The following is a 21430-nucleotide window of genomic DNA, read 5'->3' on the forward strand; positions in this document are numbered from 1 at the left end:
TAGGGATCCGTTGGATATTCCGCTGCTTCAAATCCAATTCGGAAATCGAAAGGCCGGCTGTAGCATCAGCCTAGCGTATTCGCGGGCATGTCTCGTCAGGCTACGGGCTTTCATTCTCACGCGGCCTTGCGGAGGAGATGTATCAAGTAAGAAGGCCAGAAATCTATCGCATCTCGTTCGAAAGATGGGATCTTACGGAGGGTTTCCCGTCGCCTCGTTCCACAAGGCAAAATTTCGATCCGCCTTACTCCGCACTTCCATAACCGGATGAGGCGTTCCACCGACATGCATCTGACTATGCAACTTAGGAACTCTTACGGTAATGGCAATTGTGCTTGTATGATATAATGACGTATTATATATCATAATACCAGAACAATTTTATTATTATACAATATTTATATAGTATGACGACTTTTCTTTCGCGATTTTATTTTGTCGCCATTGAGTTTTATAAGCACTATCTCTGCATTTTTAATTACATCCTGTTTAGGTGAACTCATCATTGTTTCTTTTTCAATAATACGCTCCATTCTGGCGATTTCAGTTTCTATTCTTCGCAGCTTTCGACCCGGCCACGCAGACAACACGACGTCGGAAATCTTATTTATAAGGCGCCCGGCTGATTTTTTCATTGGATCTTGAATTATACAACTTGAGATTTCTTTTCATCTAGCCTTGTATGGGCAACCATGAGTTTGTACAAGGCTGAAATAGAATTATCTTGCCGAATGCACCGAACCGTCTGATTGATGACCAAGTTGGACAAGCTGTGAAAACAGGCAGCGGGAAACTCGGAAGGGGCACTAAGCAATGAGCCCGTATGTCGCGGTTATCATGGCCTCGACCGCCATCGGCTACTTTGGCCTGCTGATCTTAGCGCTTCTCTACGATCTGCCATTCCTGCTTGCGATGCTGGCGCTCCTGGCCGTCTATGGATTCACGCCTCGTCGCTGGTTCGATTGAAAACCAGAATCCGCCGTGGTGTGAACCGGGCTGGTGAAGGCTGACTGGTCCTCATGCCGCATTCATCGAGTTGGCGTATAGGTTCCTTGGAGCGACGGCTTGGGCTCATCGAAATGCCCAGCCTAAGGTTGGATTTGGAGGAAAACGATGACGTTCAAAATGCTGTCTGCGATTGCAATCGTGGCCAGCGCCATTGGCTTCGGCAGTGCCGCACAGGCAGCCCCATTCGCCGCTGCACCGGCTGCGGGCGCGTTGGAGGACGGTCTTGTGACCAAGGCGGCGGGATATTGCGGCCTCGGCTATTACCCTGACCGCTTCACCGGGCGCTGCCGCGGCAACGGCTCCATCAATCACGGCCCGCGCCGCTTCTATGGCCCTGGCTATGCGAGGCCTTACGCCCGCCCCTACTACCGGCCCTACGGTCGCCCGGTTTATCGCGGCTACTGATCAGCAGACACCGCTGCGCCAAGACGCGTTAAGGAAACCCCGCTCCGGTTTTCACCGGGCGGGGCAATGTCGCGCTCTCGGGACGACCGAACGTTGCGATGCGCAGCGTCGGGTCCAGTAGGCTTTAAGGGCGCGCTGAACATGTGCGTCGTGTCTGTGCATTCGGTTCTCGATTGCTCGCTCTCACACGATTGCGGTCAGTAACCCGCTGTGAGGCTCCCCCTGGTCATGGATGACCCGGACGGTCTTTGCGATCCGGTTAGTGACCTCGGTCTGCCGGGGGCGAGGCCACGGAACTCCTTCATCACGTCGACTGCCGCGCGCGCAGCACCTGCAGGAACGGCGGCACGTCGGCCACCGTTACGGGAGCCGGCGGCGGTCAGTGTTCCCTTTCGCCTCGCGCTCCCGTCACCATCCATCCAATGAGCAGCGTCGTATTCCCGCTGAGGAACACCCGCATGACCTCTTGGCCGGCAACGGCGTCCTTCAAAAGTCCAGCCGGCCCATCACCCGGCGACCTGTTCTAACGTGTCGGGAGCCGCACCCATTCGGCTCTTGCGCCAGACGCCGTCAGGACGGCAAGGTAGACCGGCAGCGTCGCGAACTGTGTGGGCGTATCAAAGAGCGGGATCTTGAACCGACCGTCGCAACTTACCTTCGGCCTGCTGCTCACCGGGCTGGCGGGCTACATCGATGCCATCGGGTTCATTCAGCTCACCGGGCTCTACACATCGTTCATGAGTGGCAACACCACACAGATGGGGGTGTCGATCTCTCACGGTGCGGTGGACGGCATCGTAAAACCGGCAGTCCTGATCGCCACGTTCCTGCTCGGGTCGACCATTGCCAGCGGCCTGTCGATCGTCACGCCCGCGCCTTGGAAGACGACGATCGTTTTGACCTACGAGGCCATCCTGGTCTTCGGAGCGTTCGCCCTCGGGCTGCAACTGCCTGATTTAGGTCTGGTGTCGTTCTTCCTGGCTCTCGCCATGGGCGCACAGAACGCGGTTCTCGGCTCGGTGCAGGGCTTCCGAGCGGGAACGACGTTCATCACTGGGGCGCTGTTCAGCCTGGGTCAAAAGATCGCCGCTGCCTTCACGAAGACGGGACCGCCGCTGGGCTGGATTGGTGATGCCGCAGTTTGGTTGGCCCTGCTGATCGGAGCCATTGGCGGTGCCGCCGTCTACAGCGCGATCGGTATCTTCGCCTTGATCTTCCCGGCTGGATTGACGGCCTGCCTCGCGGCTCTGGCCGCGCTCTTCGCAAGGACGCATCGGGTTCGAGCCTGAAAGACGGCTGAGAGAGGCCGAAGGTCAATCTGATTGCCGACCCATCACTGTCCGACACCGTACGCGGAACCAGCCGGGGGTATTGCAGGATTGATCCTCAAAGAAGGAGCACGCGATGTGGATCTTGCAATGGGGCGACAGCACCAACCGAGCCGGCGGGCAATGGAACCACGAGGAGCATGAAAGCTCCGAGAAGGCCCTGGCAGCCGCCAAAACGAAACTTCAAATGGGTTTATTCGCGCATGCCATTCATTCTCCCGCAGGGGTGCAATGGATGACGGGAGACGAGATAACCAACGCGGTCGAGCAGGATGAAGCCGTACCGACCCCCTGATCAGCGTCCGGCTGTCGCGTCCTCGCAACTGTCAGCGTGAAAGTGATCCGTCATGTCCAAGGCGAGACGACTTACCCCAGCAATATGGGTGGTGACTACGACTGCTTCACTCGCACAATCCGTAGACCAACCACATACCGAAGCGGGTCGGACCCAACCGGCCCCCAGCCCAGCGGGCAGCCATTACCCGGATATGGGATGGCTATGGTTTAGCATCCCGATTCTGCTGATTATGGCTGCCATTTATTTCATTGCGAAATGGCGCTCTTCGTCCTCGCCTGAACGGAGAGACTAAATCTGTTGATCAGCGAATACACTATGCCCAGCCGAAACAAGAACCCTAAGGGCGCAAACGAAATCCAGCCAGCCTGTTAATCAGTAAAAATGTAAATTTATATTATCAGCCTCCGTCTGGCCATCTGGCATAATCCGCTCCGCAGATGCGGGGGATGTCCGATGGTCCTGGTAAAGCTCAGCCATGTGCTGAAGGAGGAGCGAAAACAGACCCGTCATCGTTTTACGAACGGCACATCAGGCCGTATCGAAGCTATCTGCTAACTCGGTTTGATTGGGCGGCGCGTGCGGGAGCCGATATCCCGGTCAGCCTTTGGTCAGGCATTCTTCCTTAAGACTTCGTTAACACAAAATTTCCGCCCCGAACGCCGGTCGCGTCCAGGAATGTTCTTAACCGAACATTAACCATGGAGGCGGCAGATTTTGCCCACCGCTCCGGGAGATTCCGGCGGCGCCGAGGGGCTTCGAGCACCGTGTCCGTCACCGACCTTCCCATCCTGTCCATGCTCCGCACCCGGATGCAATGGCACCAGACGCGCCAGAAGCTGCTCTCGGAGAACGTCGCCAACGCCGACATGCCGGGCTTCAAACCGCGTGATCTCGCGAGCCCGCGCTTCGGCAACGGAGCCGGCGACCTCGCTCAGCCGGCAGGCTCCATGGGCGGCAACTCGGGCCTCGCGGTCACCAGCCCGGCCCACATCGCCCTGAACGGCGGTCCCGAAGGACCGGGTGCCGATCCCCGCCGGTTCAATGGCTTCGAGATCAGGCCGAGCGGGAACGGAGTGAACCTGGAGGAGGAGATGATGAAGGCGGGTGACAACCAGGCCGAATATCAATTCGCCGCGACGATGTACCAGAAGAGCCTCGACAAACTGAAGATCGCCATCGGCAAGCGCTGATCGTCCCGCCCTCTGAGCTTGCGGAGAACCTGCCGTGGACTTCCTCAAATCCCTGACCATCGCCGCATCCGGTCTCAAGGCCCAGTCGGGCCGGATGCGGATCATCGCCGAAAACATCGCCAATGCGGATTCGGCCCCGAGCGCGGTCGGCGCCGAACCCTACCGGCGCAAGATCCCGACCTTCACCCAGCACATCGACCGGGAGACCGGCGCGTCGATGCTGGAGGCCGGGCGGGTCAGGCGCGATCCCTCTCCGTTCCGCACCAAATACGATCCCGGCAATCCCAGCGCCGATGCGCGCGGTGAAGTGCGGATGCCCAACGTCAACGGGCTGATCGAGAACATGGACATGCGCGAGGCACAGCGCTCCTACGAGGCCAATCTGAACATGGTCACCGCGACCCGCAAGATGATCAACGCCACCCTCGCCATCCTCAAGGCCTGACGCTCCTCTCCCTCCGAAAGTCCGCCGCCATGCCGACCAACGCCTTCGCCGCAGGAGCCTACGCCGCCGTCCAGAATATCGGCGGCATGAAGGGCGGCGCGCCCAAGATCGCCCCGACTTCTGCAGCGGATGGCGGCTTCACGTCGCTTCTTTCCTCGGCCCTGGACAAGATCGGCGAGAGCGGCGCCAAGGCCGATGCGCAAACCCTGGCGGTAGCGGGCGGCAAGGCCAACGTCGTCGATGTGGTGACCGCCGTGGCGGAGAGCGAGACGGCACTCCAGACCCTGGTCGCCGTCCGGGACCGCGTGATCTCCGCCTATGAGGAAATCATGCGGATGCAGATCTAGTCGCCACCGCTTTTCTTTGCCTTCCTGCCCGCCTCCTCATCCTGAAGTGCCCGCGTCAGCGGGCCTCGAAGGAGCCCTCCAGAGCCCGGCGAGCGAACTGGAGCCCTCCTTCCAGGCCTCCGCTCCGGCACCTCAGGATGAGGGCGCAGACGAGATGCCGGCCGACATCGCCGCCGCCCCGAAACAATCCGCGAGCTCACTTCCATGACCGGCCTTGCCATCCTCGACGTCTCCCGGGACGGGATCTTCGTCTTTCTCAAGGTCGCAGGACCGCTGATGATCGTCGCCTTGGTCGTCGGTCTCGTGGTCTCGCTGCTCCAGGCGCTGACGCAGATCCAGGAACAGACGCTCATCTACGTGCCCAAGATCGTCGCGGTCTTCGCAGCGCTTCTCTTCATGCTGCCCTTCATGGGCGATGCACTTGCCGGCTACATGACCCGCATCGCCGCCCGCATCGTATCCGGCGGATGACGCGCCGGGCCGGGCGCTGCTATGCAGGATCATGAACCTGCTCCTGCCCGGCATCGCGGCGGCCTACCTGCTCACCTTCGCGCGCATCGGCACGCTGATGATGCTGCTGCCGGGGCTCGGCGAACAATCCGTCTCGCCGCGCATCCGCCTCGCCTTCGCATTGCTGGTCTCGCTGATCCTGTTCCCGATGGTGCGCCCGCTCCTGCCGATGCAGGGCGCCACCCTCGCGGCCCCCGGATTGATCTCGCTTCTTATCGGCGAATTGCTGATCGGGCTCGTCCTCGGCCTCACCGTCCGCATGGTGCTGGCCGCATTGCAGACCACGGGCGTCATCGTCTCGCAGCAATTGGGCCTGTCCTACGCGATGACCGTGGACCCGACGCAGGGCGGCCAGCAGGCGGCGCTCGGCAATTTCCTGATGATGCTCGGCATCACCCTCATCCTCGCCACGGATCTGCACCACGTGGCTCTCGACGCCATCGGGCGAAGTTACGTGATGCTGCCGCCCGGCGGCGTGCTGGCCATGGGGGAGGCGGCCCAGCTCGCCCTTCGGGCGATGGCGCGGGGCTTCCTCCTGGCGGTCCAGATCTCGGCGCCGTTCATCGCGTTCGGCATCCTGTTCAATGTCGGGCTCGGTGTGCTCTCGCGCCTGATGCCGCAGATGCAGGTCTTTTTCATCGCCGTGCCGGCCTCCGTCCTCATCGGCATGCTGATCCTGTTCGGCAGCCTCGGCATCATGATGGGTGTCTTCCTCGACGACATCGGCCGCTATCTCGGCGAGTTGACCGGGCGGTGACGGCAGTGTCGAAAGGACCTGTGAGACAGCGGACAGGGGAGCGCTGAGCCATGTCCGACGACAGCGATCAGGAAGACAAGACAGAAGAGCCGACTCAGCGGCGCATCGAGAAAGCGATCGAGCAGGGCAACGTCGCCAACAGCATCGAGGTCAACACCTTCTTCATCCTGTCCGCCTTCATGATGGCGCTGCTGCTGGCATCGGGAACGATCGCCAAGGACCTGCTCGTCAGCTTGCGCGCCTTTCTGATGAACGCGCATCAGGTCCCCTCCGACCCCACCGCCTATACCGAGATGGGGATGAGGATGCTGCTGATCTGCGGCCAGGCGCTCATGATTCCCGTCAGCCTCGTGGTCATTGCAGGCCTCGCCGGCGGTTTGGTCCAGCACCCCCTGGTCTTCTCCACCGATGCCCTGATGCCGAAATTCGATCGCATCTCGCCGATGGCCGGCGTCAAACGCATCTTCGGCGTGGAGGCCATGGTCCAGTTCATCAAGGGCTTGGCCAAGCTGATGCTGGTGGGGGTCGTCGCCAGCACCATCCTGTGGAACGAGCGCGATCGGCTCGAGGTCTTCGCCCGGCTCGACCCCGCGGCGATGCTGCCTGCCATCCTGGGCATCGCCCTCAAGCTTCTCGGCGGTATGCTCGCCATGTTCGTGGTCATCGCCATGGGCGACGCCTTCTATCAGCGCTTCCGCTGGCGCTCGAAGCTGCGCATGACCAAGGAGGAGATGAAACAGGAGCACAAGGAGAGCGAGGGCAATCCGGAAGTGAAGGGCCGGATGAGGCAGATCCGCGCGTCGCGGGGCAACAAGCGCATGATGGCCGACGTCCCGACCGCCACGGTCATCGTCACCAACCCCACCCACTACGCCGTCGCCCTGCGCTACGAAGCCGGGATGGCGGCTCCGATCTGCGTTGCCAAAGGCGTCGATTCCCTGGCGCTGCGCATCCGGGCCGTGGCCAAGGAGCACGATGTTCCCATCATGGAGAACCCGCCGCTGGCCCGGGCGCTCCATGCCACGGTGGAGATCGATTCCGAGATTCCGGCGGAACATTACCGCGCGGTGGCGGAGGTGATCGGCTTCGTCATGCGGCTGAAGCGCCGCGCGGCGTGAAAACGCCACGCTTTATGCACCTTTTTTGACGAGACTGGTCCGTGACGTCCTGAGGATACCCTTGCTGCCGACGCGGCCCGGGCGCTAACCGGGATCGGTCGAGGGTGGAATGGCGCCGAAATGGCTGAGGTGAGCGGACCAACGAAACCGGTGTCGAGCGCCATCGACCGGTCGGAGAGGCCTGGGCGGGTCGGACTGCTCCTCGTTCTCGCCGGACTTCTCGTGGGCGCGGCGGTAGGCTTGTCCTTCGTCGCGAACGAACAGGCGCAGCCGCTCATCCTGGGGCTTCTCGCCCTGCTCGCCATGGCCGGCGTGTTCTGCCTGTTCGCCCTGGCGATCGGCGCACTCCAGCTCTCGGGACAGACCGGGCGCGACGACATCACCAAGGCCATCGTCGACGCATCGCCCGAAGGCGCCATCGTGGTGGAGGATGGCGGCCGCCTCATCTACGCCAACGAAGCCTATCTCCGTATTTCCGGTGGAGAGACCTTCTCGAACCTGAGGCCGGTGGAGCGCGTCTTCGTCGGCTCGCCCGATGTGTCGGAGGCGGTCTACCGCCTCGCCCAGGCAGCCCATGACGGGCGCGGCCACGTGGAGGAAATCCGCATGGCGCCCCCGCCTCAGGGCGAGACCGAGCGCGCCTTCGCCTGGTTCCGCATCGCCGTGCGCGCGGTGGAGAGGCCGAGACTCCCGGCGACCCTGTGGACAGTCACCGACATCACGCACGAGCGCGAGCGCCAGGAGAACGTCTTCCAGGAGCTTCAGCACGCGATCGATTATCTGGACCATGCGCCGGCCGGCTTCCTGTCCATCGATCCGGCAGGCTCCATCGTCTACATGAACGCGACGCTGGCCTTCTGGCTCGGCTACGACCTCGCGACCGTGGGGTCCGGCGGCCTGCGCTTGCCCGATATCGCACCCAGCGCCGACGTGCTCACCGCCACCGAGGGATTGCCCGGCGAGGTGCGCACCGACCGGTTCGACCTCGACCTGCGGCGCCGCAACGGCCAGCCGTTGCCGACCCGGCTCTACCATCGCGTCGCCTTCGGCCAGGACGGCAAGCCGGGCCCGTCGCGCACCTTCGTGCTCAACCGCTCGGCCGGGGCCGAGAGCGACGAGCCGCAGCGCGCCGCCGAGGTGCGGCTCGCCCGCTTCCTCAACAACAGCCCCATCGCGATCGCGACCCTCGACCGGACCGGGCGCATCGCCCGCGCCAACGCGTCCTTCGCCCGGTTGTTCGGCGGCACCCCACGCCAGGCCGTGCCGGATGGGCGTGGCGAGCTCGGCACCGAGCCGACGATGTGGGAAGCCCTGCTCGACCGCGACAGGGCCGTCCTCGAGGGCGCCCTGGTGAAGGCCGCCGACGGGACCGTGGAGGTGCAACCGATCGAGGTGGCGCTGGCAGGGCCGGGAAACCGTTCCGCGCGGGTCTGGCTCAGCCCGGCCGGCGGCGACACCTCGGCGGCAGCGGATGCGGCCACGCCGGCCGACCGTGAGCGCGTGATCCTCTATGCCCTCGACACCACGGCGCAGCGCCAGCTAGAGCAGCAGATCGCCCAGACCCAGAAGATGGACACGGTGGGCCAGCTCGCCGGCGGCATCGCGCACGATTTCAACAATGTCCTCCAGGCCATCATCGGATATTCGGACCTTCTGCTGGCCAGCCACAGGCCGACCGATCCGGCCTTCCAGGACATCATGCAGATCAAGCAGAACGCCAACCGGGCCGCGAGCCTGGTGCGGCAGCTGCTGGCCTTCTCGCGGCGCCAGACCCTGCGCCCGGAAGTGATGAATGTCGGCGAAGCCCTGTCCGATCTGACGCTGCTGCTCAAGCGCCTGCTCGGCGAGCGTGTCGATCTCGACCTCAAGCACGGGCGCGACATCTGGCCGATCAAGGCCGACGTGAACCAGTTCGAGCAGGTCATCGTCAATCTCGCGGTGAATGCCCGTGACGCGATGCCGAATGGCGGCCAGCTGCTCATCCGCACCGCCAACATCCTCGAAGGCCAAGAGACCAACGAGCGCCAACCCGGCGCACCGGCGGGCGACCATGTCCTGATCGAGGTGCTCGATACCGGCGAGGGCATCCCGCCCGACGTGATGGAGAAGATCTTCGAGCCCTTCTTCACCACGAAGGATATCGGCAAGGGGACCGGCCTCGGCCTGTCCACCGTCTTCGGCATCATCAAGCAGAGCGGCGGCACCATCGACGTGCAATCGACCGTTGGCAGCGGCACCGCCTTCCGGATCTACCTGCCGCGTCACGAGCCTGCGGCCGAGCCCGTTCCGGAAATCGCCGTCGCCGTTGCCCCGCAGAGCAACGCGGAGATCGCCGCCAGCCGGCTCAGGGGAGCGCGTGACCTCGAAAAGCCCGGCAGTGGCGGGCAATCCGCCCCGCGCAAACCCTCGCCCGATCATACCGGGCAGGGCGTGATCCTGCTGGTGGAGGACGAGGATCCGGTCCGCGCGGTCAACAGCCGGGCCCTGTCGGCACGGGGCTACACAGTGCTGGAAGCGGCCTCGGGCCTCGACGCTCTGGCCCTCATCAGCGATGTCGACCAAACCATCGATCTCGTCGTCTCCGACGTGGTGATGCCCGAAATGGACGGCCCGACGCTGCTACGCGAACTGCGCAAGCACCGTCCTGATCTGAAGGTCATTTTCGTATCCGGCTATGCCGAGGACGCGTTCCGCAAGAACCTGCCCGACGGCGAGGATTTCAACTTCCTGCCCAAGCCCTTCAGCCTCAAGCAGCTCGTGGAAACGGTGAAGGAGACGATCGCCCGTTAGGGCGACGTTCTCCAGCCGAATGATGCGAAATCGGCACCCGGCACCTTGCAAAAAGAGAACAAAACAAGTACATCATTCGCATCCGAGGCACATTGAGCCTTGAGCTCTCCCCATGCATAAGGATGCCGACGAATGGCTCAGCCCGCGCTGAAAGTTGTGGATTCCCCGATGGTGGACAAGGACAAGGCGAAGGCGATCGATGCCGCGCTGTCCCAGATCGAGCGTGCTTTCGGCAAGGGCTCGATCATGCGACTCGGCAAGAACGATAAGGTGGCGGAGGTTGAGACCGTCTCCACCGGTTCGCTCGGCCTCGACATCGCGCTCGGCGTCGGCGGCTTGCCGCGTGGCCGGGTGATCGAGATCTACGGCCCCGAATCATCAGGCAAGACCACCCTTGCCCTTCACACCATCGCCGAGGCCCAGAAGAAGGGCGGCGTCTGCGCCTTCGTGGATGCGGAGCACGCTCTCGATCCGGTCTATGCGCGCAAGCTCGGCGTGCAGCTCGACGATCTCCTGATCTCGCAGCCCGATACCGGCGAGCAGGCCCTGGAAATCACCGACACTCTGGTGCGCTCGGGCGCTATCGACGTGCTCGTGGTCGATTCGGTGGCGGCGCTCACGCCCCGCGCCGAGATCGAGGGCGAGATGGGCGACAGCCAGCCCGGCCTTCAGGCCCGCCTGATGAGCCAGGCCCTGCGCAAGCTCACGGGCTCGATTTCACGCTCGAAATGCATGGTCATTTTCATCAACCAGATCCGGATGAAGATCGGCGTCATGTATGGCAGCCCGGAGACGACCACCGGCGGCAACGCACTGAAGTTCTACGCGTCGGTGCGCCTCGATATCCGCCGTATCTCGACCCTCAAGGATCGTGACGAGGCCATCGGCAACCAGGTTCGCGTCAAGGTCGTCAAGAACAAGGTCGCGCCGCCCTTCAAGCAGGTCGAGTTCGACATCATGTTCGGCGAGGGCGTCTCGAAGGTCGGTGAGTTGATCGACCTCGGGGTGAAGGCCGGGATCGTGGAGAAGTCCGGCGCCTGGTTCTCCTATGCGAGCCAGCGCCTCGGCCAGGGCCGCGAGAACTCGAAGGGGTTCCTGCGCGACAATCCGGATATCGCCAACAAGATCGAAGCCGCGATCCGGCAGAATTCGGGATTGCTGGCCGACAAGATCCTCGAGACCGCCAAGCCCACGGCGGACGATCTGGACGAAGGCGAGGCCTGATCGCCTCGTAAGTCATGAAAGAGGCCGTCGCGGACCATCGCGGCGGCCTCTTTCATGTTCGGACTATCCTATCGGTGCGAATCGGCCCGATGCTCGCTCTTTGGTCGATCGCCAAGTCCAGAGACGAGCGCCGTCGAGCGTTCGAAGGGTGCAGCGTTAAGAAACAGGAACGCACGATCGCGGAGCGGGCGTGACTCGACGGTCCGGCCTCCTTATGAGGGCGCAAGCCACGAAGAAGCCTCGGGTTGTCGTCTCGACCGCCCCAAGCGCACGACAGAGTCATTTCACGATGAGCGGCGTCAACGAGATCCGGTCGGCCTTTCTCGACTATTTCGCCAAGGCGGACCACGCCGTGGTGCCGTCGTCGTCCCTCGTTCCCCGTAACGACCCGACCTTGATGTTCACCAATGCGGGGATGGTGCAGTTCAAGAACGTCTTCACCGGCGTCGAGAAGCGGCCTTACAACCGTGCCACCACGGCGCAGAAATGCGTCCGTGCCGGCGGCAAGCACAACGACCTCGACAATGTCGGCTATACCGCGCGCCACCACACCTTCTTCGAGATGCTCGGCAATTTCTCCTTCGGCGATTATTTCAAGCCGCAGGCGATCGAACTGGCCTGGAGCCTGATCACGAAGGAGTTCGGCCTGTCGAAGGACCGGCTCCTCGTCACCGTCTACGCGGATGACGAGGATGCGGCCGGGCTCTGGCGCAAGATCGCCGGCTTCTCCGACGACCGGATCATCCGCATCGGCACCTCGGATAATTTCTGGCAGATGGGCGATACCGGCCCATGCGGTCCCTGTTCGGAGATCTTCATCGATCAGGGCCCCGGATTGCAGGGCGGTCCTCCCGGTTCGCCGGACGAGGATGGCGACCGGTTCCTCGAATTCTGGAACCTCGTCTTCATGCAGTACGAGCAGATCGAGCCGGGCAACCGCCTCGCTCTGCCGCGCCCTTCCATCGATACCGGCATGGGGCTGGAGCGCATGGCGGCAATCCTCCAGGGCGTGACCAGCAATTACGACACCGACCTGTTCAAGGCACTGATCGATTCGGTGAGCCATGCCGTCGGCCGTCCCCCCGAGACAGGAAACGTCGCGTCCTACCGCGTCATCGCCGATCACCTGCGCTCGGTCTCGTTCCTCATCGCCGACGGTGTGCTGCCGTCGAACGAGGGCCGCGGCTACGTCCTGCGCCGCATCATGCGCCGGGCCATGCGCCACCTCGAACTCCTCGGCTCCCGCGAGCCGGTGATGTTCCGCCTGGTCCCCACCCTAGTCCGCGAGATGGGTCAGGCCTATCCCGAACTCACCCGCGCCGAGAGCTTGATCTCGGAAACCCTCCGCCTTGAGGAGACCCGCTTCCGCCGTACCCTCGAGCGTGGCCTCGCCATCCTCGATTCGGAAAGCCGTTCGCTGGTTCAGGGCCAGAACCTGTCCGGTGAGACCGCCTTCACCCTCTACGATACCTACGGTTTCCCCCTCGACCTGACGCAGGACGCGTTGAAGGCGCGCGGCATCGGCGTGGACACGGAGGCGTTCGGCCAGGCGATGGAGCGCCAGCGCCAAGCGGCGAGAGCAGCCTGGACCGGCTCCGGGGAATCCGCCACCGAGACGGTCTGGTACGGCATCAAGGAGCGCGTCGGCGCCAGCGAGTTCCTCGGCTACGAGACCGAGAGCGCCGAAGGCATCATCACCGCGATCCTGCGTGAAGGCAGGGAGGTCGACGGCCTGTCGGCGGGCGAGACCGGCCTCGTCCTCGTCAACCAGACACCCTTCTACGCCGAATCCGGCGGTCAGGTCGGCGATACCGGCCTACTCTCTGCCACCGGCCTCAAGGCGCGCGTCACCGCCACGGAGAAAAAGCTCGGCGATCTTTTCGTCCACCACGTCACCGTGGACGAAGGTCGGCTCACCATGGGTCAGCCGGTCGAGCTTGCCGTCGATCATGCCCGACGCTCGGCCATCCGGGCCAACCATTCGGCGACGCATCTGTTGCATGAGGCGTTGCGTCAGGTACTCGGCGACCACGTGGCCCAGAAGGGCTCCCTCGTCTCCCCCGAGCGGCTGCGCTTCGATTTCAGCCACCCCAAACCGCTGGACGAGGCCGAACTTCGCGCCGTCGAGGACATCGCCAACGCCGTGCTGCTGCAGAACACGCCGGTGGTGACCAAGCTCATGGCCCAGGACGAGGCCGTCGCCTCCGGCGCCCGCGCGCTGTTCGGCGAGAAATACGGCGACGAGGTTCGCGTCGTCTCCATGGGGCGTCCGGTCGACAACCAGGGTGAACTCGCCGAGGAGGGCCGGCTCCCGGCCTTCTCCATCGAGCTTTGCGGCGGCACCCATGCGGCCCGTACGGGCGAGATCGGCCAGATCACCGTGCTCGGCGAGAGCGCGGTCGGTGCCGGCGTACGCCGGATCGAAGCCCTGACGGCGGGGACGGCCCGGCGTCACCGCGCCGAGGAAAGCCGCACCCTGAGCCAGATCGCAGGCCTGCTGAAGTCCCAGAGCGCCGACGTGCCCGAGCGACTGAGCGCCCTCATCGAGGATCGCCGTCGCCTGGAACGCGAATTGTCCGAAGCCAAGAAGAAGCTGGCGATGGGCGGCACGTCGGGGGGCGATGACGGCGTCACCGAGATCGCCGGAATCAAGGTGATGGCCAAGGTCGTGGAAGGCGTGGAGACCCGCGACCTCAAGAGCCTGGTGGATGCCGGCAAGAGCCGTATCGGCTCCGGGATCGTCGCTCTGGTCGGGCTGTCGGCCGATGGAAAAGCCGGTCTCGTGGTCGGGGTGACCGCGGATCTCACCGACCGCTACGACGCGGTCGCCCTCGTCAGGGCGGGCGCCGGGCATCTCGGCGGCAAGGGCGGCGGCGGTCGCCGCGACATGGCACAGGCCGGCGGACCGGAAGGATCGGGCGCCCAGGCCGCCATCGACGCAATCCGCGAAGCGCTGTCGGTCAGTTGACGCGTTTCCAGGTCTGCCGCTTGCAGAACACGCTCATTACGCAGCCGGCGACCTCGACGACGTTCGGCCCCTTCACCGTGAGACTTCCCGAATAGGTCTTGCCGTCATTGGGGTTGTAGAGCGAGCCGTCATAGCCGTCCCCCGACGGGGTGCCCGCATTCATGATCTGAATCCCGATGAGGTTGCGCGATTTCAGCGACGCATCGGGGTTCTTGGAGTCCAGCCCCGGACCGGGAACGCTGACGAGCGTGCCGCAATAGCCGCTTCCGCAACGCGCGATCCGCACCTTCGAATCGCCGTTCTCCGTCAACCACACCCCGCTCGGGTCGATGCCCTTCTGGGCGAAGGCCGCCCCGGTCATGGCCAGCGCCATCAAAAGCGCAACGGTGGGCCGTGAGGTGACTTGCCTCGACGTCATGATGATCCTTTCTGCTCTCGAATGGTCACGGCGGCCGTCGGATCGGCCCGGCTCTGAAGGAGGCGGGAGTTACCCCTCCGGTACGGGGGGAGCAAGTCGATCGAGGGCTGGGGCATCCCTTGACAGGAAAGCCGTCCACGCGCCTACAGGCACTGTCTGGCGAGGGTTGTATCCAGCGATGCGTGTGATTGAGACAGAAATTCCTGCGGTGAAACGGGTCGTGCCCAATCGTTTTGGCGATGATAGGGGCTGGTTTAGGGAGACCTTCCGGGCGGACATCCTGGCCGAGGCCGGCATCGACGTCGCCTTCGTGCAGGACAACCAATCCTTCTCGGCGCAGACCGGAACCGTGCGCGGCCTGCATTTCCAGCTCGAACCCGCAGGGCAGGCCAAGCTCGTCCGCGTGCTTTCCGGGTCCATCCTCGATGTCGCCGTCGATCTGAGGCATGGGTCCGAGACCTATGGCCGGCATGTCGCCGTCCGGCTCGACGCGGCCGAGGGGGAGCAGCTTTACGTTCCCGTCGGGTTCGCCCACGGGTTCTGTACCCTCGAACCCGACACCATGGTCGCCTACAAGGTGTCGTCCTACTACAGCCGGGCGCATGACCGGAATCTCGCCTGGAACGATCCGGATCTGGCGATCTCCTGGCCGGTCAGCGCGGAAGCAGCAATCCTGTCCGACAAGGACCGGGTGGCGCCGTCCCTCGCCCAATTGGGCACGGTCTTCTGATCGGCGGTCCTTCCACAATTTCAGCGACCGCAGCTTCAGCGACAGGATACGAGCCCGCTGATGCGCGACCACCAGGATTTGTCGACATGGCCAAACCCCAACGCATCCTGGTCACGGGCGGATGCGGCTTCATCGGATCGGCGCTGGTCCTGCACCTCGTCGAGGATCTCGGCCGTGAGGTCGCGACACTCGACGCACTGACCTACGCGGCCAACCCGATCTCGCTGGCGTCCCTCGACGGCAATCCGCGTCACCGGCTCGTCACGGGAGACATCTGCGATCCCGCCGCCGTCCATGCCCTCTACGCCGAGTTCCGGCCCGACGCGGTGATGCATCTCGCCGCCGAGAGCCATGTGGACCGCTCGATCACCGATCCGGGCGCTTTCATCCGCACCAATGTCGTGGGCACGCAGGTGATGCTCGACGGCGCCCGCACCTATTGGGAAAGCCTCGACGGCGAGGCGAGGGCGGGATTCCGCTTCCTCCACGTCTCCACCGACGAGGTCTACGGCTCGCTCCCGCCGGACGGGTTCTTCACCGAGGACAGCCGCTACGACCCGCGCTCGCCCTATTCGGCTTCCAAGGCCGCCTCCGACCATCTGGCGCGGGCCTGGGGAGAGACCTACGGCCTGCCGGTTCTGATCACGAACTGCTCGAACAATTACGGCCCCCGGCATTTCCCGGAGAAGCTGATCCCCCTGATGATTCTCAACGCCCTCGAAGGCCGTCCGCTGCCGGTCTATGGCGACGGGCTTAACGAGCGCGACTGGATCCACGTCGAGGACCACGCACGCGGCCTCGTCGCGGTGCTGGAACGTGGGTCGCTGGGGGAGACCTACCTTCTCGGTGGCCGGTCGGTGCGCAACAACCTCGCGGTGGTGAAGGCTCTCTGCGCCGCCTTCGACCGACTACGGCCGGAGCATGGCCCGCATGAGCGCCTGATCTCGTTCGTCGCCGACCGTCCGGGCCATGACCGGCGCTACGCCATCGACCCCGGCAAGGCCGAGCGGGAAATCGGCTGGACCCCCACCAAATCCTTCGAGGACGCGCTCGAGGACACCGTACGCTGGTATCTCGACAACGAAACCTGGTGGCGTCCGATCCGCGAGGGCCGCTATACCGGCGAGCGCCTCGGCCTCGGCACACCTGCCGCGAAGGCCTGAGATGAATATTCTGATCCTCGGCGGGGCGGGCCAGGTCGGCACCGAACTGCTGGCCTCCCGGCATTGGGGCGCGGGCGTGACCCTCGTCGCCCCGACCCGTACCGAACTCGACATCACGGACGCTGCGGCCGTGGCGCGGATCTTTACCGAGCGCACGATCGGGGCGGTGGTGAACGCCGCCGCCTACACCGCCGTGGACAAGGCCGAGTCGGAGGTGGTGGAGGCCTGGCGCCTGAACGCCCTGGCTCCCGCCATCCTGGCGGCCGAGACGGCGCGGCGGGGCATCCCCCTCGTCCACGTCTCCACCGATTACGTCTTCGACGGCACCGGTTCGGGCGCCTACACGTCCGACGCGCCGATCGGCCCGACGAGCGTCTACGGCGCCAGCAAGGCCGCTGGGGAGATGGCGGTCCGCACCGCCAATCCGCGTCACGCAATCCTGCGCACGGCCTGGGTCGTGAGCCCGCACCGGGGCAACTTCGTGAAGACGATGCTGCGGCTCGCGGCCGAGCGGGATGCGCTGAACGTCGTGAACGACCAGCGCGGCTGCCCGACCTCCGCCGCCGATCTCGCCGCTGCCCTCGCGGATATCGCCCTGCGTCTTTCCGCCGACAGCGACGCGCCCACGGGCACGCACCATTTCGTCAATGCGGGTGCCACCACCTGGCACGGTTTCGCGCAAGCCATCGTCTCCGGTTCGGTCGCGCGCGGGGGCCGGAACGTTCCGGTCAACGGCATCCCCACCAGCGCCTATCCGACGCCGGCGCGGCGGCCCGCCAACTCGGAATTGTCGACGGAGAGCCTGACGAAAGCCTACGGGCTGACTCCGCGCCCTTGGCAGGCCGCCCTGGACGACATTCTCGACCGGCTTGTCGGCCCCGCGCATCATTCAGCAGAGGCACAGTCATGAAGGGCATCGTTCTCGCCGGCGGGTCCGGCACGCGGCTCCATCCGGCGACCTTGTCGATCAACAAGCAGCTGCTGCCCGTCTACGACAAGCCGATGATCTATTATCCGGTCTCGGTGCTGATGCTCGCCGGCATCCGCGAGATCCTGATCATTTCGAGCCCCGAGCATCTCGGCAATTACGAACGCCTGTTCGGCACCGGCGAACAGTTCGGTCTCTCCTTCAGCTACGCGGTCCAGCCCCGTCCGGAAGGCCTCGCCCAGGCCTTCACCATCGGTCGCGACTTTGTCGGCTCGGACGATGTCGCCCTCGTTCTGGGGGATAATCTGTTCTTCGGCTCGGGCATGAGCGCCATGCTGAAACAGGCGCGCGAACGCGAGACCGGCGCGACGATCTTCGCCTATCACGTGGATCACCCGGAAGCTTACGGCGTGGTCACCCTCGACCGCGAGGGGCGGCCGCTGCGCATCGTGGAGAAGCCATCGGTGCCGGAAAGCCCCTGGGCGGTGACTGGCCTCTACTTCTACGACAACCGCGTGCTCGACATCGCCGCCGCCGTGAAGCCCTCGGCGCGCGGCGAATTGGAGATCACATCCGTCAACCAGGCCTATCTCGATCTCGGCGAACTCCATGTGCAGCGCATGTCGCGCGGCTATGCCTGGCTCGATACGGGGACGCATGACAGCCTGCTGGAAGCGGGCGAGTTCGTGCGCACGCTGCAGAACCGGCAGGGCCTGCAGGTCGCGTGCCTGGAGGAGATCGCCTATCTCCAGGGCTTCATCGACAAGGCGCAGCTGATCGCGCGCGGCGAACTCTTCGCCAAGACCGCCTACGGCCAGAACCTGCTGAAACTGTCGAAGCTCGACCCGGAATCCCGCCTCGACGAGTGAGCAGGGTGGTCAATCGTCGCCTCTCACGAGAATGGCGCCCGTATAGGTCTCGCTGACTTCGCAGATCGGGCGTCCGGATCGATCCGACAGGATCGCCTCGATGGCGAAGACCTGGTCGGACGGGCCGGGAACACCTGCATCGTGGGGCCATAATCGAAGCAGGCGCAGGTTTCGCCGTCTGGGGAACAGGGTGTGGACCACCCGGCCGAAGGGAATCTCGGTCTCGTCGAGGAGCAGGTTCATCTTTCTCGTCAGACGAGCCGGGACGTACCAGTTCTCGGCCTGGGAGAGGACATGGCCTCCCCAGCTCAGCCGAACGTGCCGGTACCGGACCACTTCCCCGTCGGAGAGGTCGAGCCTTTGACCCTGCACAGGGCTCGGCTGTCGTTCGGGACCCACGACCCGCGTCGCCACCAGATTGGCGCTTGAGGCGAGCCGACGCTCCCGGCACCAGCCTTCCAGCACGGATGTCGCACTGTCGCCGCCGAGGAGCCGCGCGCTCAGGGTCTCGATCAGCGCCTGGGCCGTTTCCGTAGAGCAGGAGGCGAGGGGGGCATGCGGTCCGGCGGGAAGGGTCATGGCTTCGACCTATCATGCAGCCGAAACCGACACACGCCATGATCGGGCACCTGTCCCCGCTGGCAAAGCGGGCGCGCAGGAACTCATCAGCGTCTCGGCATCCTTGGCGGGATGGAAGGGAGGGCCGGCTGCTCGGGGCGGGAAGCGCCTTGGTGTGGGATCGTCAGATGCCGCCCGCGCCGATGACCGTGAGGCCCGTGACCTGCGAACACCACCGATCGACAGAAATCGCCAGAGGCGCCGATCCACGTTTTATTTAACTGAATTTGATCTCATCGTTCGATAACAGTTTATATCCGCATAGTGACACGAATCCATAATTCAAAGTTTTATCAAACAAGAGAGACTCAAATGGCGGTGGTGAACCTGACTCAAAATTCCGACGTCTACGTTAACCTGCTCGGGCGAAGTGACACGATCAACGGTCTATCCGGCGATGATATCATCTCGGGTCGGGACGGGAACGACGTGATCGACGGTGGGGCGGGTTTCGACATCGCCAATTACATGGATGATTACGAGGCCAAGGGCATCAAGGGCGTCATCGTCAATTTCGCCACCGGCAAGGCCACCGACGGGTTCGGCAATACCGATACGCTGATCGGCATCGAGGCGACGATGGGATCGCGGCTCGCCGACCGGTTCACGGGAGGCAATAAAGCCCTGGACAGCGCGGGAGAGTATTTCTACGGGCTCGCCGGCACGGACATCATCGATGGCGGCAGCGGTTTCGACGAAGCCCGCTACGATCGGGATGCAGGGTTCGGCGGCAAGAAGGGCGTCACCGTCAACCTCACGACCGGCAGGGCCATCGACGGGTTCGGAAATGTCGACACACTGCGTAACATCGAATCGGTGCGGGGCACCGCCTTTGCCGACCGGCTTTCGGGAGGGGACACCGATCCCGTCGGTCCGAACAACTTCTTCCTCGGTCTCGGCGGGGATGACGTCATCGATGGCGGCTCGGCCTACGACGAGGTACGCTACGACAAGGACGTCAATTTCGGTGGCACGCGTGGGGTCATCGTGGACCTCGCCGCGGGAAAAGCCACCGACGGGTTCGGAGCGACCGACACGCTCCGCAACATCGAAGGCGTACGCGGCACGCAATACGCCGACTCCCTGCACGGTAACGATTCGAACGACCGGAGCTTCGATAGCCTGATCGGCCTCGGCGGCGGCGACACCCTCGACGGCGGCGGCGGCAACGACGCGGTCCGCTACGACAGGGATGCGAGTTTCGGCGGAGCCCAGGGCGTCACGGTCGATCTCGCCAAGGGCATCGCGACGGATGGGTTCGGCTATCGCGATACGCTCATCAGCATCGAGGCCGTGCGAGGCACGCAGTTCGCGGACATGCTGACGGGCGGCAATACGGCGAGTGCCGCCTACGAAGGCTTCTACGGACTTGGGGGTAACGACACGATCGCCGGCGGTAGGGGGTTCGACGAAATCCGCTACGACCGGGACGTGGATAATGGCGGCACCCGGGGCGTCGTCGTGAACCTCGCCACCGGCACGGCGACGGACGGTTTCGGCAATACCGATACGCTATCGGGGATCGAGGCAGTCGCGGGCACGGATTCCGCCGACCGTCTGACCGGCGACGGGCTGGCGAACCGCTTCACGGCGCAAGGCGGCGACGATGTCCTGGATGGCGGAGCCGGGCTCGACACGATCGATTTCCGAAACGACGATCTCGCCGGGGCCACCCACGGCGCGGTGGTGGATCTCGGTGCCGGCACGGCCACCGACACCTATGGCGGCACCGATAGCCTGATCTCGATCGAATCGGTTTCCGGATCGGTCTTCGCCGACACGATGACCGGTAGCAAGGTGGCGAACACGCTCGTGGGCAATGCCGGCGGCGACCGCCTCGACGGAATGCTGGGTAAGGATATCCTGACCGGAGGGGCGGGAAGCGACACGTTCCGTTTCAGCACCGCCTTCAATGCGGCCAATCTCGACCACATCACGGATTTCGCAACCGCCGATACGATCGAGATCGCGCGGACGATCGTGCCGGCACTGCCCATCGGGACATTGGCCGCCGCCGCGTTCAAGGACCTGTCCACCGGCGCGGTGAATGCCGACGACCGCATCCTCTACGACCGGACCACCGGGACCGTGTCCTACGACAAGGATGGCAACGGCAGCGCCCTGGCGGTGACCTTCGCCGTCCTGGATCAGCCGATCGCGCTCACCAATCTCGATTTCCACATCGTCTGAACGGACGTATCTTCCCTGCCGGGCGCGTCGTCCTACACGGCGCGGCCGGTATGCCGATATCCCAGATGAGCTTGAGGGATGTCGTACTTCGTCCGCTCGCGGAGCATGAGGCCGGGCTATCGAAGA

General features: G+C 64.1%; 20 protein-coding genes. 18 read left to right on the plus strand and 2 right to left on the minus strand.

The annotated features are described in order from the left end of the window. Positions 1 to 813: 813 nt before the first annotated feature. The 13 genes from ASF32_RS26055 to alaS all read left to right on the plus strand — a co-directional run bounded on the left by ASF32_RS26055 (position 814) and on the right by alaS (position 14388). Positions 814 to 966, plus strand: a complete 153-nt coding sequence (locus tag ASF32_RS26055) for a hypothetical protein (protein WP_200919207.1) — start codon at positions 814 to 816, stop codon at positions 964 to 966. A 159-nt stretch (positions 967 to 1125) separates the two neighbouring features. Next, entirely contained in the window at positions 1126 to 1413 is a 288-nt protein-coding gene (locus tag ASF32_RS20035; RefSeq protein WP_244483683.1) for a hypothetical protein, read from the plus strand. Positions 1414 to 2045: 632 nt separating this feature from the next. Further along, complete coding sequence (locus ASF32_RS20040; protein WP_056432611.1) at positions 2046 to 2702, plus strand: YoaK family protein; 657 nt, start codon at positions 2046 to 2048, stop codon at positions 2700 to 2702. A 115-nt stretch (positions 2703 to 2817) separates the two neighbouring features. Continuing rightward, a complete protein-coding gene (locus tag ASF32_RS20045) occupies positions 2818 to 3036 on the plus strand; it encodes a hypothetical protein (protein WP_056432614.1) in 219 nt (72 codons plus the stop codon). A 767-nt stretch (positions 3037 to 3803) separates the two neighbouring features. Beyond that, positions 3804 to 4229 carry a flagellar basal body rod protein FlgB gene (gene flgB, locus ASF32_RS20050; RefSeq protein ID WP_056432617.1) on the plus strand — a complete coding sequence of 142 codons (426 nt, stop codon included), beginning with the start codon at positions 3804 to 3806 and terminating at the stop codon, positions 4227 to 4229. 34 nt (positions 4230 to 4263) lie between these two features. Next, positions 4264 to 4674 (plus strand): flagellar basal body rod protein FlgC, encoded by a 411-nt coding sequence (gene flgC / locus ASF32_RS20055; RefSeq protein WP_056432620.1) that lies wholly within the window; start codon positions 4264 to 4266, stop codon positions 4672 to 4674. A gap of 29 nt (positions 4675 to 4703) precedes the next feature. Continuing rightward, positions 4704 to 5021, plus strand: a complete 318-nt coding sequence (fliE, locus tag ASF32_RS20060) for a flagellar hook-basal body complex protein FliE (RefSeq protein ID WP_056432623.1) — start codon at positions 4704 to 4706, stop codon at positions 5019 to 5021. 204 nt (positions 5022 to 5225) lie between these two features. Next, positions 5226 to 5492: a flagellar biosynthesis protein FliQ gene (gene fliQ / locus ASF32_RS20065; RefSeq protein ID WP_027174271.1), complete on the plus strand. Its 267-nt coding sequence runs from the start codon at positions 5226 to 5228 to the stop codon at positions 5490 to 5492. Between the two features lie 31 nt (positions 5493 to 5523). Further along, positions 5524 to 6288 (plus strand): flagellar biosynthetic protein FliR, encoded by a 765-nt coding sequence (gene fliR / locus ASF32_RS20070; RefSeq protein ID WP_056432627.1) that lies wholly within the window; start codon positions 5524 to 5526, stop codon positions 6286 to 6288. A 50-nt stretch (positions 6289 to 6338) separates the two neighbouring features. Next, a complete protein-coding gene (gene flhB / locus ASF32_RS20075; RefSeq protein WP_056432630.1) occupies positions 6339 to 7406 on the plus strand; it encodes a flagellar biosynthesis protein FlhB in 1068 nt (355 codons plus the stop codon). 120 nt (positions 7407 to 7526) lie between these two features. Next, complete coding sequence (locus ASF32_RS20080; RefSeq protein ID WP_056432633.1) at positions 7527 to 10196, plus strand: response regulator; 2670 nt, start codon at positions 7527 to 7529, stop codon at positions 10194 to 10196. A 132-nt stretch (positions 10197 to 10328) separates the two neighbouring features. Beyond that, complete coding sequence (gene recA, locus ASF32_RS20085; RefSeq protein WP_056432636.1) at positions 10329 to 11420, plus strand: recombinase RecA; 1092 nt, start codon at positions 10329 to 10331, stop codon at positions 11418 to 11420. Between the two features lie 289 nt (positions 11421 to 11709). Further along, positions 11710 to 14388 carry an alanine--tRNA ligase gene (alaS, locus tag ASF32_RS20095; RefSeq protein WP_056432643.1) on the plus strand — a complete coding sequence of 893 codons (2679 nt, stop codon included), beginning with the start codon at positions 11710 to 11712 and terminating at the stop codon, positions 14386 to 14388. Here alaS and ASF32_RS20100 read toward each other — a convergent pair. After that, positions 14381 to 14806 (minus strand): DUF2147 domain-containing protein, encoded by a 426-nt coding sequence (locus ASF32_RS20100; protein WP_056432646.1) that lies wholly within the window; start codon positions 14804 to 14806, stop codon positions 14381 to 14383. The genes alaS and ASF32_RS20100 overlap by 8 nt on opposite strands. 178 nt (positions 14807 to 14984) lie before the next feature. Here ASF32_RS20100 and rfbC point away from each other — a divergent pair, with 178 nt between their 5' ends. From rfbC to rfbA, 4 genes are all read left to right on the plus strand, one after another. After that, positions 14985 to 15536 carry a dTDP-4-dehydrorhamnose 3,5-epimerase gene (rfbC, locus tag ASF32_RS20105; protein ID WP_056432649.1) on the plus strand — a complete coding sequence of 184 codons (552 nt, stop codon included), beginning with the start codon at positions 14985 to 14987 and terminating at the stop codon, positions 15534 to 15536. 86 nt (positions 15537 to 15622) lie between these two features. Further along, on the plus strand, positions 15623 to 16699 hold the full coding sequence (rfbB, locus tag ASF32_RS20110; protein WP_056432652.1) for a dTDP-glucose 4,6-dehydratase: 1077 nt from the start codon (positions 15623 to 15625) through the stop codon (positions 16697 to 16699). Between the two features lies 1 nt (position 16700). Further along, positions 16701 to 17609, plus strand: coding sequence for a dTDP-4-dehydrorhamnose reductase (rfbD, locus tag ASF32_RS20115; protein WP_056432656.1), 909 nt, complete (start codon positions 16701 to 16703; stop codon positions 17607 to 17609). After that, positions 17606 to 18496 carry a glucose-1-phosphate thymidylyltransferase RfbA gene (gene rfbA, locus ASF32_RS20120; protein ID WP_056432662.1) on the plus strand — a complete coding sequence of 297 codons (891 nt, stop codon included), beginning with the start codon at positions 17606 to 17608 and terminating at the stop codon, positions 18494 to 18496. The genes rfbD and rfbA overlap by 4 nt, the downstream gene beginning before the upstream one ends. Positions 18497 to 18505: 9 nt before the next feature. Here the strand turns inward: rfbA and ASF32_RS20125 are convergent, their stop codons facing one another. Further along, positions 18506 to 19075 carry a hypothetical protein gene (locus tag ASF32_RS20125; protein ID WP_056432665.1) on the minus strand — a complete coding sequence of 190 codons (570 nt, stop codon included), beginning with the start codon at positions 19073 to 19075 and terminating at the stop codon, positions 18506 to 18508. 351 nt (positions 19076 to 19426) lie between these two features. On the opposite strand from ASF32_RS20125, the gene ASF32_RS20130 reads away from it, so the two are divergent. Next, on the plus strand, positions 19427 to 21304 hold the full coding sequence (locus ASF32_RS20130) for a calcium-binding protein (RefSeq protein ID WP_056432668.1): 1878 nt from the start codon (positions 19427 to 19429) through the stop codon (positions 21302 to 21304). Positions 21305 to 21430 lie beyond the last annotated feature (126 nt).

This window comes from Methylobacterium sp. Leaf91 (genome assembly GCF_001422815.1).
Lineage (GTDB): Bacteria > Pseudomonadota > Alphaproteobacteria > Rhizobiales > Beijerinckiaceae > Methylobacterium.

Excerpts from the sequence above, each read along its gene's own strand:
- ASF32_RS26055 (WP_200919207.1), top strand. The coding sequence starts at position 814 with ATGAGCCCGTATGTCGCGGTTATCATGGCCTCGACCGCCATCGGCTAC.
- rfbB (WP_056432652.1), top strand. The coding sequence starts at position 15,623 with ATGGCCAAACCCCAACGCATCCTGGTCACGGGCGGATGCGGCTTCATC.
- ASF32_RS20125 (WP_056432665.1), bottom strand. The coding sequence starts at position 19,075 with ATGACCCTTCCCGCCGGACCGCATGCCCCCCTCGCCTCCTGCTCTACG.
- fliE (WP_056432623.1), top strand. The coding sequence starts at position 4,704 with ATGCCGACCAACGCCTTCGCCGCAGGAGCCTACGCCGCCGTCCAGAAT.
- ASF32_RS20045 (WP_056432614.1), top strand. The coding sequence starts at position 2,818 with ATGTGGATCTTGCAATGGGGCGACAGCACCAACCGAGCCGGCGGGCAA.
- rfbA (WP_056432662.1), top strand. The coding sequence starts at position 17,606 with ATGAAGGGCATCGTTCTCGCCGGCGGGTCCGGCACGCGGCTCCATCCG.
- rfbD (WP_056432656.1), top strand. The coding sequence starts at position 16,701 with ATGAATATTCTGATCCTCGGCGGGGCGGGCCAGGTCGGCACCGAACTG.
- ASF32_RS20100 (WP_056432646.1), bottom strand. The coding sequence starts at position 14,806 with ATGACGTCGAGGCAAGTCACCTCACGGCCCACCGTTGCGCTTTTGATG.
- ASF32_RS20080 (WP_056432633.1), top strand. The coding sequence starts at position 7,527 with ATGGCTGAGGTGAGCGGACCAACGAAACCGGTGTCGAGCGCCATCGAC.
- fliQ (WP_027174271.1), top strand. The coding sequence starts at position 5,226 with ATGACCGGCCTTGCCATCCTCGACGTCTCCCGGGACGGGATCTTCGTC.
- rfbC (WP_056432649.1), top strand. The coding sequence starts at position 14,985 with ATGCGTGTGATTGAGACAGAAATTCCTGCGGTGAAACGGGTCGTGCCC.
- ASF32_RS20130 (WP_056432668.1), top strand. The coding sequence starts at position 19,427 with ATGGCGGTGGTGAACCTGACTCAAAATTCCGACGTCTACGTTAACCTG.
- ASF32_RS20035 (WP_244483683.1), top strand. The coding sequence starts at position 1,126 with ATGCTGTCTGCGATTGCAATCGTGGCCAGCGCCATTGGCTTCGGCAGT.
- recA (WP_056432636.1), top strand. The coding sequence starts at position 10,329 with ATGGCTCAGCCCGCGCTGAAAGTTGTGGATTCCCCGATGGTGGACAAG.
- alaS (WP_056432643.1), top strand. The coding sequence starts at position 11,710 with ATGAGCGGCGTCAACGAGATCCGGTCGGCCTTTCTCGACTATTTCGCC.
- fliR (WP_056432627.1), top strand. The coding sequence starts at position 5,524 with ATGAACCTGCTCCTGCCCGGCATCGCGGCGGCCTACCTGCTCACCTTC.
- flhB (WP_056432630.1), top strand. The coding sequence starts at position 6,339 with ATGTCCGACGACAGCGATCAGGAAGACAAGACAGAAGAGCCGACTCAG.